The organism is Cohnella abietis, from assembly GCF_004295585.1.
Taxonomy (GTDB): Bacteria; Bacillota; Bacilli; order Paenibacillales; family Paenibacillaceae; genus Cohnella; species Cohnella abietis.
Genome location: NZ_AP019400.1, coordinates 3712108 through 3724553, shown reverse-complemented (window position 1 = coordinate 3724553; position 12446 = coordinate 3712108). Strand labels below are relative to the sequence as shown.

Below are 12446 nucleotides of genomic sequence, written 5' to 3'. Positions count from 1 at the left end.
GGGGTGGGGGGCGTTTCAGAATGAAGAAGTGGTAACTTGTTGATTAATTTGAGAATAGCGAATAGTTGCATTTATTAAGAGCCCCATCTTATTTAATAAGTGGAGCTCTTAAATCTTAGCACAAATGCTATAGCCACCTCAGTTATGGCTAAAAAGATGGCTGCTTTCAAAAATATTTTTTACTTGCTGGGCCATAAATTCGGGGGGATTGGGTCTATTATTTTTAATCCACCATTCCACGGCGCCTACATAAGCAGAAGCCATAAATTGAACAAGAACTTCCCTATCAAATTCTTGGTTCATTACTCCCTTTTCCATTCTCTCGTATAATTTATTAATGATTACTTGCATCAATTGATCATGAAAGCAAGTCACGCCTTTGTTGGTCAGCATTGAGGAATAAAATAAAAAGTTTTCATCAAAGTATTGAAACACGGGAAGAAGAGATTGTAGCACATCTAATCCCTCGTTCTCTGGATTTGCTACAACACAGAGATGCAACATGTTACCTAAATGATATTCTATGGTTTTGTTCAGTAGATCATATTTATCCGAGTAGTGAAGATATAGAGTTCCTCTGTTAATATTGGCTCTTTCTGAAATGTCATTGATCGTAATGTTGTCGAAATCCTTTTCAGTCATTAATTCAACAAGGGCTTTATGGATGGCATCCTTAGTTTTTGGTATTCTTCTATCCACTTTGGCCATGCGTTTAATCACTCCAATTGTAAACCTTTAATTAACAAACTTCATTCCTTTGTTGATTAATAAACATACAGTCGAATATTAACCATTGAGTTTGTTCGGTGCGCATTTATAATTTTAATAGATACATGTTGATTATTCAACCGATGTTCATATTTTGTGTAAGTGAACAATCCAACGTGCGGTCAAAATAGAGAGGAGAAGAAAAATTAAGGTTTGGTCTGAACTGATTAGCCTGATGTGTTTTATTGGAAAACCAATTTGAATTCGGCATTGAATCACGTTGAAAATACATCATCGTAACTAACGGAGGTAATTATGAAAGTTGCTGCTATTGTAGGAAGTATCCGTAAAGATTCTTATAACCTAAAGCTTGCTCAATTTATCAAGAAGCGTTACAGCGAAAAGTTTGATCTTGAAATCTTAAGTCTTAGACTGCCATTTTACGACCAAGATATTGAGAATAATCCTCCCGAAGAAGTCCTGAAATTCAAAAGCCAAGTGGCCGATGCTGATGCAGTATTGTGGGTGACGCCTGAATATAACGGTACGATTCCAGGTGTGCTAGGGAATGCCATTGATTGGTTATCCCGCGTGGACAGAGTGGTGAATGGCAAGCCATCATGGATCGTCGGGGCCTCTATGGGGACTTTAGGAACGGTTAAAGCACAATTGCATTTGCGAGAAATTTTGTTCTCCTTTGGTCTTTCATCTCCGCTTCTTCCTGGAAATGAAGTCTATGTAGGGGCCGTGCATGAAAAATTCGATGAAGCGGGCAATTTAACTCACGAACCGACGATTCAATTTTTGGATTCTGTGGTGGATAATTTCCTGAAGTGGTTTAATCATAATAATCGATAAACTCAAATATAGGAGTGGGAATGATGTCGGAAACTATTTCTGCGGCGCAGGCGGGTACCATTGCACTAGGTGATCTGACCGTCAACCGAATCGGCTTAGGGACTAACCGTATCACCAACATAACGGATGCACACAATTTGCTTAAACGAGCACTAGAGCTCGGCATTAACTTTATTGACACAGCTCATTACTACGGAGAGAGCGAGGAGGGCATTGGCAACGCACTTGCGCCATACGACACCGGTCTAGTTGTGGCCACCAAAGGTGGTGCGACGGACGCTAGCCCTCAACAATTACGACGCGAGTTGGAACAAAGTTTGAAGAGCCTCAAAAAAGACCAAATTGACCTTTATCAACTCCATCGTGTAGATGCCGATATTCCATTGGAAGTAACGATGCAGGCGCTTAAAAGCTTCCAAGATGAAGGGTTAATTAAGCACATCGGCTTGTCTGAGGTAACGGTTGAGCAGCTTCAACAGGCCATGCAAGTAGTACCGATTGTAAGCGTCCAGAACGAATACAATGTGATCAATCGCAAGCATGAAGCGCTTGTGGACTTTTGTACCCAGCACCAGATTGTCTTCATTCCTTGGTTTCCTTTAGGTGGCTTGTTTGGCGATACTGCCAAGGTAGAACAACGGGTAGCAAATATAGCCAGCAAATTGAATGTTCCAACCCGGCAGGTGGCATTAAAGTGGCTACTCCAGCGCTCACCTATAATTTTACCAATTCCCGGGACACTGTCTCCTGCTCATTTGGAAGACAATCTGCGTGCCGCCACTCTCGAACTAAGCGAGGAAGATTATGCAGCTCTATCAAACTAACCGAGAGGTTTTGCGAAATCGATCAGTTTGATCAGTATTAATAAAAAATGCAGCTATCTTCGGTATCGAAGTGGCTGCATTTTTATCATGTGCAAGAATTCTCTTAGAACCCAGTTATCGCATATCCAAAGCTTCCTCAACTCGGTCTACTAAGCGTAACATCAAATTATTCAGCTTTTTTTTAATTCAATTCTATTACCCTCAGGATCAATTATTGCTGCAATCGTTCCCCAATCCAATACATGAACATCTACTAAAACGCCACGATCTTGAAGTGCCTTGACGGAATCATCAAAATCCAATAGATCTAGTCTTAGTACCGTTGGGTTCTGATCTCTCTTTTTAGGTGCGGGAGATGAAACACCATTCTTTTCTATCATTAAGTAGCTATTTCCAAAATAAAGAATTGAAAGATCTTCCTTTTGTTCACGTATCTGAAATCCTAATTGATTCACATAAAATTCTAAAGATGACTCATAATTTTCCATAAATACAATAATGCCGGATTCCTTAATTCTCACTTAACATCCTCCTCGTCAGTTTTTTTCCGATGCATTAAACATACAACAAAGGGGTGACTTACGCTAACAAGGAGAAGAGGGAAATAGTAATTAAAGAAATGGACCAACGAAAATTACCCGAATTGGTCCTTTTACTCATTCCATTTTATGTATATTATTAAAAGAAAGAATTCACTTGAGAGGTGTACATATGGCAATTGAGTATAAAATCAATGCTTCGCTTTGTTCTAAAGATGTTTCGGAGGTTTTTAAAAGCTCTGGAATTAAACGTCCTGCGGATGACCTTGAACGTATTCAAAAAATGATTGATAATGCCGATGTTAACATTTCTGCTTGGGATGGGGTTAGGCTAGTAGGCATTGCAAGAGCGATTACTGATTTCTCATATTGTTGTTATTTATCAGATTTATCAGTATGTAAGGAATATCAGAAGACAGGTATCGGAAAAGAACTTGTTAATCGCTTACGGGAACACTTAGGAGAAGAGGTTTCTTTATTATTGCTCTCTGCACCGACTGCAATGGAGTATTACCCACGTATTGGCTTCGAAAAGACAGAAAAAGCATTTTTGATACCAAGAGTAAAGTAATGAACGGCTAAAAGTAATTTCAGAAAAGAAGGAAAATTTGCCGAACACCATATTTTGAAGGCATAGTTAACCATCCTCAAATTAATGAAATTGAAAGAGTAGAGTTATATTTTTCGGGTGACAAAGTAGAATTCTATACTAAATGGGATTTCAATAAAGTAAGCGAAATGACGAATTTTATGAGAAGAATTAATAAACCAATGTGAAGGCATTCTTCCGCTTCCGGTAAAATCAACTGGGCGTGCCACTGAGAATGTGTAACTGATAAAATTACGATCGGAGTGAGATTAGGATTATGCGGCAATTAATCTGCATGCTTATCCTGTCAGTAATGCTAATGCTGAGTGGTTGCGATTCAAATACACCGCCTGCAACTTTGATGACTTCTGAGTCATCACCACCAGCAACAATAACACCCATAGCGTCTTCACTACCCACCCCAACATCAGCATCCGCTTCGGAACCGTCTACGGCGCCATCCGCATCTAGTTCGACTCAGCTGGAGGTAAGAGCAATTGGGTCAGTGAAAAGCGGTGAAGTATTAGTGACTCCCAGATCCGCTGAGACAGTAGAAAATTTAGGGGCCCCAAGCTGCTATGGTACGGCAGAAGATTATTCGATCAAAGCAGATTATGATGTATTCTTTAAATCCAGTGATGGAAAAAAGAGACTAATTAAGCTACCTGAAATTAATACTTTCATCGTTCCTGAGAACAAACAAATTGAGCTTCCAGTGCTTAACTTTGACGCCTTTCAGGTTGTTATTATCGCACCTCAATACACAGACTGTCATGGTGTAAGTTTTTATATGATCGGGATAAAAGATAAAGTGGCAATCCCGTTTAAGTTTAAGACTGGTGATGGAACATCCGAATCCTTTAGTTATGCACCGAATAGTGAGTTGATAATAATTAATAATCAATTAGAGGTTGTGCAAGGACTAGCTGCTGGAAACGATGAACAGAAGAAGCTCGTATTCAAACCTGATTTCAAAAATGGAACAATGCAATTGGTCAAAAGCACTACCATTAGAGACTGAAAATAACTTTTACCTAACCTTAAATGGCTCCGTTCCTTTGTCGGAGCAACCCCTCTCGCAGAATACATATATAGAATAGTATTTATTCCAAAGATGAATAAATACCATTCTATATATGTATTTCTCTTATTTAAACATCATTTGTAAAATCAAGAGGAAAACGCTCGGTGAAAGGGATGAAAGAAGGAACGGGTATCCTTTGGGCATTAAGCGGGCCGTTCGAAATCGCCGAATACGGCGGGCTACCGACAATCGGGATCAATTGTGTCCCGCCAATGGCGCGACAGGCTGTCCGAGATCATATCGTTAAGGAGCGGGTAACCGATGAAGCTGTTGGATCGTAAAATCGCTTTCGTTACGGGGGCGGCTAGCGGTATCGGGCTAGAAATTGCTCGCACGTTTGCCAAGGAGGGAGCTTTTGTCGCTATTGCCGACGTGCAAGGTGAACAAGCGGAGGAAGCTGCCAGCCAACTTAGAGAAGAAGGTTTTCAAGCACTTGGTGTTGCATGCGATGTCACGCAGGAATCGCAATATGCCCAAGCCATTGAAATGGTGCATCGGAAATACGGACGTCTTGATATTTTGGTTAATAACGCCGGATTGCAGCATGTAACACCTATCGAGCATTTTCCGGTAGAAAAGTTCGACTTTATGTTGAAGGTGATGCTGACCGGTGCTTTTATCGGTATCAAGCATGCTTTCCCGATCATGAAGCAGCAACGTTGGGGACGAATTATTAACATGGCCTCGATTAACGGAGTTATTGGTTTTGCCGGCAAAGCAGCATATAACAGCGCCAAGCATGGGTTGATCGGTCTGACTAAAGTTGCAGCTTTAGAAGGCGCCGAATATGGCATTACAGTGAATGCACTATGCCCTGGATATATTGATACGCCACTGGTAAGGGGGCAATTGGAGGATTTGTCCAAAACCAGAAACGTATCTCTTGAGCATGTGCTTGAAGAAGTGATTTACCCGCTTGTTCCGCGGAAACGACTGCTGGGTGTAGACGAAATCGCAGAATATGCTGCGTTTATCGCAAGCGATAAACTAAAGGGAGTTACGGGAGCGTCACTGTTGATTGATGGGGGCTATACGGCACAATAGGAAGAGGAAGCATAAAACGTTCAACGGACGTACTTATTTATTGGAGAAAGGCATAGTTGCCAATTTTACGCTCGTTAAAGCTTCGAAAGCGGATACGCATGGCAACCTGGTATTTCGCCGAACGCGGAACACATTCTTGTCATCAGACATTAAACAACTAACGATACTTATAGAACATGATCCGAATGAAGTCCGCATAAACCGCGGGCTTTTTTATTGTTGGACAATGTTCTTGTCATTTTCCAGTCCACGCTGATCCAAAGTAAGCAGTTTTTATATTGAAACAGCTGTTGACAATATAGGGTAGGGGGGTATACTATACGAATGTAAACCAAATCAAGGAGGAATACGAAATGTCAGGAAATTCAAATGTTATGACTAATGCGAATCCGCTAAGATGGAAGGCATTATTCTTACTATGCTTGGCCCAGTTCATGGTTATCATGGACACATCTATCATCGGGGTTGCTCTCCCAGCGATTAAAGAAGCACTTGGTTACTCGCAAAGCAACCTGCAATGGGTATTTAATGCTTATGTCATTTTTTTTGGAGGATTGTTGTTGCTTGGGGGTAGGCTTTCCGATTTATTCGGTCAACGCAAAATGTTTATACTCGGGTTCGTGATCCTGTCGCTCGCATCATTGTTAGCCGGATTAGCTTGGTCCGAGGAGTCGATGAATATCGGTCGCGCCCTTCAAGGATTTGGATCTGCTCTAATCGCTCCAGCTGCATTGACCATCATCATGCAACTCTTTGTCGCTAACCCTAAGGAGTTAAACAAAGCTTTCGGCTTCTGGGGAGCATCCGCGGCAGCAGGTGGTACGGCCGGGGTTTTCCTCGGAGGAGTCATCACGGAATGGCTCAGTTGGAATTGGACATTCTTGATCAACATCCCCGTTGGTTTGTTCGCTATTTTGTACAGTCTGTATGTTCTTCCAAAAGGAACGAAAAACAAGGGCAGCATCGATCTCTTAGGTTCACTGACGGTCACGGCTGCGTTGATGCTGGCGGTATATGCGATCGTCACTTCGGAGCATAACGGATGGGGAGCACAAACATTTGGTTTATTGGCTATTGCCGCTGTACTGTTCATTTTGTTTCTAATCGTGCAAGCGAAGAAAAAGGAACCACTCGTACCTCTACGGATATTTAGAGCTCCGAATCTGCTTGCGGCCAATATCCTTTTGGCAACTCTTGCTGGTGCTTGGATTCCGCTTTGGTTTTTCTTGAATCTGTATCTTCAACAGGTTCTGAACTATTCGGCATTCATGGGCGGGGTTGCTCTGGTGCCGATGACAATCCTCATCATGATCTTGATGGTCGGAGTCATGGGAAGGCTTGTCGGCAAGTTCGGCATCAAAGGAAATCTCGTCATCGGTATGCTTATATTAGCGGGATCACTGTTGCTGTTCGCAGGTAATACGCCAGAAGAAGGAAACTTCGTTACCAACGTACTGTGGGCTTCTCTACTCGGGGCAGTTGGTATGTCAATGGCTTATATCCCGGCAACGATCGCCTCCTTGTCGGGGGCAAGGCCGGAAGAATCCGGTTTGGCGTCGGGCTTATCCAATATGAGCTATCAGATTGGTTCAGCCATTGGATTAGCTGTCATGGTTGCCGTATCTTCTTCTTGGACTAAAGGGGAGTTGGATAAAGGGATCGATCAAATCGCAGCATTAAATACGGGTTTTCACTCCGCATTCGTTGGAGCAGCTATCATAGCAATCGTCGGTGCACTAATCGCGTTGATTTTCATCCGTAAAGGGAAAGCGCCAGAGAAATGAAAATGAAATAGATATAAGTGTAATCAGTCGTGTTATTCACGGCTGATTTTGCTGTTCTACCAGAACTTTGCATTGATAGGGTTAGGGGGTATAATAGGGCATAAGGGGAGGGGATAAGCCATGGAAAAGGAATTAACGGATGAATCCGCTGGACATGAACATCATCACCACCATCAACATAGCCATCACTCCGAGAAGATCAAGACAAACCTGACCAGTCGCCTGAACCGTATTGAAGGACAAATTCGAGGGATTAAAGGGTTAATCGAAAAAGATACGTACTGCGATGACGTACTCAATCAAATCGCTTCGGTTCAATCGGCTCTCAACAGCGTTGGAAAATTACTTCTCGAGAACCATATGAAAAGCTGTATCGTACAAAAAATTCAATCAGGCGAACATGGAGCCATCGATGAATTGCTGACGACAATAAATAAACTAATGAAATAATACAAGAGCAAATGTGCGTGTGTACATTTGCTTTTTATTTTTTCTGTATCATCTTCGCTTGACGTAATATAGGGTAGGGGGGTATACTATGTAAGTGAGTGTTACGCATTAATTTCAGAGGATGTGATGGAGCTTGACCCTTCGTAAATTAGCCTTAGCAACGCCACTGGCAGTTGGTGGAACGACATTTCAACCGGAGCAACTAACTGCCATTGGCTCTATTGTTCATCCAGATAGTGCAATCGAAATGACGCCATTCAAACAGCTTTACGTATTCTTGGAAGAATCTAAGCTTTCAGAAGCGGTGGAAGAGTTGGCAGAGGCAGGTCTAAGAGTGTTACCAGCGGGTTCTACCACAAAAAATCTGCAAGCATGCAATTTCTGCAAAGGTGCGGAAGAAGCCGGTTTGTCGTTCGCACTTCGGTTGGATGAAGCCATCTCCGGCATGGAAGTACCGATTCCGATAAAGATCGGATATGCAGGTTGCGCCCTTGGAACAAGCGAACCGCTAGCCAAGGACATTTCCGTTGTCAAAATGAGGGATGTATATGATCTCTATGTCGGGGGAGACGTTAAAGGATTAAAACCAAAATTGGCCGAATTATTCTTGTCAGGAATCCGGGAGGAACAGGTCATTCCAATCATTATAGAGATGATCGACTACTATCGGACGCATGCCAAGGGAAAAGAAAAGTTTACCAAATTTATCGGTCGAGTCAACTTAAAGGAAATCATAAATGAATAATTTATTTTTCGTCTCCCATATACTATAGGGGGGTATTGTATTTGGTAACAACGAACTACTTTTCACGGTTAACAAATTAACGAAATGAATGAGACGGAGGAATTAAAATGAAAAACGTATTGTTAAATGTAGAAGGAATGACATGCGGTAGTTGTGTTCGTACTATTGAAGGTGTAGTCCAAACTGTCGGTGCAAAGGCGACTGTTGATCTAGCCGCAGGCTTGGTTGAATTGGTGTATGACGACAGTGAAATCTCATTGGACGCTATTGTCGAAACGATTGAGGAACAGGGTTACGATGTCGTGAAATGAAAAACGTTACATAGCTAAGATGGTAATACGACAGAGGAATAGGTGATGATCATGAGCAGTTCTAAAGTAGTACCTACTCAACAAGCCACACTACAGATCACTGGCATGACTTGCGCAGCATGTGCCAACCGTATAGAGAAAGGCCTGAATAAACTGGAAGGCGTTGCACAAGCGAACGTAAATTTCGCCATGGAGCAAGCAACCGTCAACTTTGACCCTTCTCAAGTCAACATGTCCCAATTGGAACAGAAAATTCAAGACCTAGGATACGGTACGGTAAAGGAGTCCATTGACTTCGATATTGTAGGCATGACCTGTGCAGCATGTGCTACGCGCATCGAGAAGGGCCTTAACAAAATGAGTGGCGTAAAAGCGACGGTTAACTTAGCTTTGGAGACGGCACATGTGGAATTTATTCCATCCATGACAAGTGCTGCAGATATGATCAAGAAAGTCGAACAGATCGGCTATAAAGCTAAACCGAAGAGCGAGCAGACGAATGAAAGCGATCATAAGAGAAAAGAAGTCAGCAGCCTGCAGATCCGGTTGATTGTATCGGCTATTCTCTCTTTGCCGCTTCTCTGGGCAATGGTTGGACATTTCTCCTTTACGTCATGGATATGGGTGCCGGAGATTTTCATGAATCCATGGTTCCAATTGATATTAGCCACCCCAGTACAGTTCATTATTGGCAGCCGATTCTATGTCGGAGCCTACAAGGCGCTGCGTAACGGCAGTGCCAATATGGATGTATTGGTAGCGTTGGGCACATCTGCCGCTTACTTCTATAGTGTTTACTTAACAATCGAATCATTAAATGCCTCCGCACATCATCAGGTTGAGATGTATTATGAGACGAGTGCCGTGCTGATCACGTTAATATTGCTGGGTAAATTGTTCGAGACACTGGCGAAAGGTCGTTCTTCCGAAGCGATCAAGGCGTTAATGGGCTTACAAGCTAAGTCGGCTATCGTCATACGGGATGGTCAGGAAGTCAGTATTCCGGTAGAAGACGTTGTAGCTGGAGATGTATTCTTAGTTAAACCTGGAGAGAAAGTGCCAGTTGATGGTGAAGTACTAGAGGGCTTATCAGCAGTCGATGAATCGATGTTAACGGGTGAAAGCATCCCAGTAGATAAGCAGGTAGGAGATCAAGTCATTGGAGCAACGTTGAACAAAAACGGCGTGCTTAAAGTAAGAGCTACCAAAGTCGGCAAAGAGACAGCATTGTCCCAAATCATCAAAGTCGTAGAGGAAGCGCAAGGCTCAAAAGCCCCGATCCAAAGGGTAGCCGACGTGATTTCGGGAATATTCGTCCCGATCGTCGTAGGGATCGCGGTCGTCACTTTCTTGATCTGGTACTTCGCTGTCGATGCAGGCAATTTTGCAGAGGCGTTGGAGAAGGCAATTGCCGTTCTGGTTATAGCATGCCCGTGTGCGCTAGGTCTTGCCACGCCAACATCGATCATGGCCGGTTCCGGTCGATCCGCTGAACTCGGTATTTTGTTCAAAGGCGGCGAGCATTTAGAATCCACGCATCGCATTAACACCATTGTATTGGATAAAACGGGAACGGTAACGAAAGGCAAGCCGGAATTGACGGATGTTCGGATTGAGCCAGGCTATAATCGGGAACATCTCTTGTCCTGGATTGCTGCAGCGGAGAAAAATTCGGAGCATCCGCTAGCGGAAGCGATTGTGGCGGGCATTCAAGAGCAAGGTATTTCTCTCCCATCGACCGATTCCTTTCAAGCTATACCCGGCTTTGGTATTGAAGCTACGGTTGAAGGAAACGAATTGCTAATTGGAACCCGAAAGTTATTGGCGAACGCTAACGTGAACGCAGAGGCCGCATTCGAGGAAATGAGCCGATTGGAGTCGGTTGGAAAAACAGCGATGCTGGTTGCGGTTAACGGAAAGTACGCGGGTATGGTAGCTGTAGCGGATACGATTAAAGATACTTCGAAGCAGGCAGTTGCCAGATTAAAGCAGCTCGGTTTAGAAGTGGTGATGATGACAGGCGACAATGAACGTACGGCGAAAGCCATTGCGAGTCAAGTTGGAATCGACCATGTATTGGCGGAAGTACTGCCAGATGGTAAAGCTAACGAGGTCAAGCGGTTGCAAGAAAGTGGGAAGAAAGTCGCGATGGTCGGAGATGGAATTAATGATGCGCCAGCTCTGGCAATTGCGGATATCGGGATGGCGATCGGAACGGGGACGGATGTTGCGATGGAAGCGGCGGATGTAACCTTAATGCGTGGAGACTTGAATAGCATCCCCGATGCCATCTTCATGAGTAAGAAAACTATGGTTAATATTAAGCAAAATTTGTTCTGGGCGCTTGCTTATAATGTCATCGGTATCCCGATCGCAGCGCTTGGATTCCTTGCACCATGGCTCGCCGGAGCAGCTATGGCTTTAAGCTCCGTCTCCGTTGTGCTGAATGCGCTGCGTCTACAAAGAGCAAAAGTATAAAGTTATTCCTATCATGGAGGCTAAGTATGAAACGAATTTATTTGATCGGATTGCTAGCGGCACTAGTTCTTGTTGCTGCTTGCGGAAAACAAAATAAACAAGAAACAGATAACCATGGTGCACATGGTGGACAATCACAAGTAGCATCACCTAGTGCATCAAGTGCCGGAGAGCACGGGGAGGCTCACGGAGAAAAACATGCCAGCGAGACGAAAAAGCTGGAGACGAATGCCGTTTGGAAATGGTCTGAAGAAACACTGAAATCTAGAGAGAATACTTTGATCACAGTACAAATTCATGATATGGACGGGAAGGTCATCGAGGAATTCGATATTAATCACGAGAAGAAGCTCCATCTCATCGCGGTTAGCAAAGATTTATCTTACTTTGACCACATCCATCCGGAGTACAAAGGAAATGGGCATTTCGAAATCACTACTTCGTTCCCTTCCGGTGGAGATTATAAGTTATTCGCCGACTATATTCCTACCGGTGGATCCGCAACAACGAAGTCCGAATGGATCAAGGTAGAAGGGCTAGCCGCTGAACAAGTTCCGATTAAACCATCGGATGAACATTCCGTAATCGTGGACGGGGTAGAAATCACACTCGAAAACAATCATCCGGAAGCCGGCAAAGAAATAGAGTTGAACTTCAAACTTTCAGATGCGAAGTCCAAAGATCCGATAACGGATCTAGAGCCTTACCTAGGCGCTGTTGGGCACGTTGTGATCCTAAGCGAAGATACAGAGCAGTATTTGCATGTACACCCGATGGAGGAAAAAGCGAAAGGCCCGGATGCGAAATTCATGACGACTTTCCCCAATACAGGCGTATATAAGATCTGGGGGCAATTTCAACGAAACGGTAAAACTTTTATCAGTCCTTTTGTAGTTGAAGTGAAATAAAGTAATCTCAAGTCCGCTTAAAATCGCGGGCTTTTTTAGTTATCGGACAATGTTTATGTCATCTGCAAAACACAAGAATCTTCTTGAATTAGAATTTGTATTTACCCAATAAATTGATATGCTC

The 12446-nt window shown here is 43.3% G+C and carries 14 protein-coding genes and 1 pseudogene; 13 read left to right on the top strand and 2 right to left on the bottom strand.

The features are described 5' to 3' along the window. Positions 1-138: 138 nt before the first annotated feature. Complete coding sequence (locus KCTCHS21_RS16155; RefSeq protein WP_130610321.1) at positions 139-708, bottom strand: TetR/AcrR family transcriptional regulator; 570 nt, start codon at positions 706-708, stop codon at positions 139-141. 315 nt (positions 709-1023) lie between these two features. On the opposite strand from KCTCHS21_RS16155, the gene KCTCHS21_RS16150 reads away from it, so the two are divergent. After that, a complete protein-coding gene (locus tag KCTCHS21_RS16150; protein WP_130610318.1) occupies positions 1024-1566 on the top strand; it encodes an NADPH-dependent FMN reductase in 543 nt (180 codons plus the stop codon). Positions 1567-1586: 20 nt separating this feature from the next. Next, positions 1587-2390: an aldo/keto reductase gene (locus KCTCHS21_RS16145; protein ID WP_197726472.1), complete on the top strand. Its 804-nt coding sequence runs from the start codon at positions 1587-1589 to the stop codon at positions 2388-2390. Between the two features lie 170 nt (positions 2391-2560). Here KCTCHS21_RS16145 and KCTCHS21_RS16140 read toward each other — a convergent pair whose 3' ends face one another. Beyond that, positions 2561-2911 carry a VOC family protein gene (locus KCTCHS21_RS16140; protein ID WP_130610315.1) on the bottom strand — a complete coding sequence of 117 codons (351 nt, stop codon included), beginning with the start codon at positions 2909-2911 and terminating at the stop codon, positions 2561-2563. A 190-nt stretch (positions 2912-3101) separates the two neighbouring features. Here KCTCHS21_RS16140 and KCTCHS21_RS16135 point away from each other — a divergent pair, with 190 nt between their 5' ends. From KCTCHS21_RS16135 to KCTCHS21_RS16090, 11 genes and pseudogenes are all read left to right on the top strand, one after another. Continuing rightward, a complete protein-coding gene (locus KCTCHS21_RS16135; RefSeq protein ID WP_130610313.1) occupies positions 3102-3500 on the top strand; it encodes a GNAT family N-acetyltransferase in 399 nt (132 codons plus the stop codon). A 523-nt stretch (positions 3501-4023) separates the two neighbouring features. Next, on the top strand, positions 4024-4539 hold the full coding sequence (locus KCTCHS21_RS16130) for a hypothetical protein (RefSeq protein WP_130610310.1): 516 nt from the start codon (positions 4024-4026) through the stop codon (positions 4537-4539). A 167-nt stretch (positions 4540-4706) separates the two neighbouring features. Beyond that, the gene (locus tag KCTCHS21_RS30910) at positions 4707-4883 is read left to right on the top strand and encodes a hypothetical protein (protein WP_157994059.1); all 177 of its coding nucleotides are present in this window, start codon (positions 4707-4709) and stop codon (positions 4881-4883) included. Then, positions 4864-5646 carry a 3-hydroxybutyrate dehydrogenase gene (locus KCTCHS21_RS16125; protein WP_130610307.1) on the top strand — a complete coding sequence of 261 codons (783 nt, stop codon included), beginning with the start codon at positions 4864-4866 and terminating at the stop codon, positions 5644-5646. Before KCTCHS21_RS30910 ends, KCTCHS21_RS16125 begins: the two co-directional genes overlap by 20 nt. A 4-nt stretch (positions 5647-5650) precedes the next feature. After that, positions 5651-5782, top strand: a pseudogene (locus KCTCHS21_RS32115) (CoA-transferase); the annotation flags it as partial. 217 nt (positions 5783-5999) lie between these two features. Continuing rightward, positions 6000-7430: an MFS transporter gene (locus KCTCHS21_RS16115; protein ID WP_197726471.1), complete on the top strand. Its 1431-nt coding sequence runs from the start codon at positions 6000-6002 to the stop codon at positions 7428-7430. A 120-nt stretch (positions 7431-7550) separates the two neighbouring features. Next, positions 7551-7880: a metal-sensitive transcriptional regulator gene (locus KCTCHS21_RS16110; RefSeq protein ID WP_130610302.1), complete on the top strand. Its 330-nt coding sequence runs from the start codon at positions 7551-7553 to the stop codon at positions 7878-7880. A 133-nt stretch (positions 7881-8013) separates the two neighbouring features. Continuing rightward, positions 8014-8625 (top strand): nitrite/sulfite reductase domain-containing protein, encoded by a 612-nt coding sequence (locus tag KCTCHS21_RS16105; protein WP_232057855.1) that lies wholly within the window; start codon positions 8014-8016, stop codon positions 8623-8625. A 107-nt stretch (positions 8626-8732) separates the two neighbouring features. Next, positions 8733-8936 carry a cation transporter gene (locus tag KCTCHS21_RS16100; RefSeq protein WP_130610299.1) on the top strand — a complete coding sequence of 68 codons (204 nt, stop codon included), beginning with the start codon at positions 8733-8735 and terminating at the stop codon, positions 8934-8936. Positions 8937-8987: 51 nt separating this feature from the next. Then, positions 8988-11414: a heavy metal translocating P-type ATPase gene (locus KCTCHS21_RS16095; RefSeq protein ID WP_130610296.1), complete on the top strand. Its 2427-nt coding sequence runs from the start codon at positions 8988-8990 to the stop codon at positions 11412-11414. A 26-nt stretch (positions 11415-11440) separates the two neighbouring features. Continuing rightward, on the top strand, positions 11441-12322 hold the full coding sequence (locus tag KCTCHS21_RS16090) for a DUF8832 domain-containing protein (protein ID WP_130610293.1): 882 nt from the start codon (positions 11441-11443) through the stop codon (positions 12320-12322). Positions 12323-12446: the final 124 nt, after the last annotated feature.

Bases quoted from the DNA above. Each gene is read 5' to 3' on its own strand.
- KCTCHS21_RS16125 (WP_130610307.1), top strand. From the start codon at position 4,864: ATGAAGCTGTTGGATCGTAAAATCGCTTTCGTTACGGGGGCGGCTAGC.
- KCTCHS21_RS16145 (WP_197726472.1), top strand. From the start codon at position 1,587: ATGATGTCGGAAACTATTTCTGCGGCGCAGGCGGGTACCATTGCACTA.
- KCTCHS21_RS16135 (WP_130610313.1), top strand. From the start codon at position 3,102: ATGGCAATTGAGTATAAAATCAATGCTTCGCTTTGTTCTAAAGATGTT.
- KCTCHS21_RS16090 (WP_130610293.1), top strand. From the start codon at position 11,441: ATGAAACGAATTTATTTGATCGGATTGCTAGCGGCACTAGTTCTTGTT.
- KCTCHS21_RS16100 (WP_130610299.1), top strand. From the start codon at position 8,733: ATGAAAAACGTATTGTTAAATGTAGAAGGAATGACATGCGGTAGTTGT.
- KCTCHS21_RS16115 (WP_197726471.1), top strand. From the start codon at position 6,000: ATGTCAGGAAATTCAAATGTTATGACTAATGCGAATCCGCTAAGATGG.
- KCTCHS21_RS16110 (WP_130610302.1), top strand. From the start codon at position 7,551: ATGGAAAAGGAATTAACGGATGAATCCGCTGGACATGAACATCATCAC.
- KCTCHS21_RS16150 (WP_130610318.1), top strand. From the start codon at position 1,024: ATGAAAGTTGCTGCTATTGTAGGAAGTATCCGTAAAGATTCTTATAAC.
- KCTCHS21_RS16155 (WP_130610321.1), bottom strand. From the start codon at position 708: ATGGCCAAAGTGGATAGAAGAATACCAAAAACTAAGGATGCCATCCAT.
- KCTCHS21_RS16095 (WP_130610296.1), top strand. From the start codon at position 8,988: ATGAGCAGTTCTAAAGTAGTACCTACTCAACAAGCCACACTACAGATC.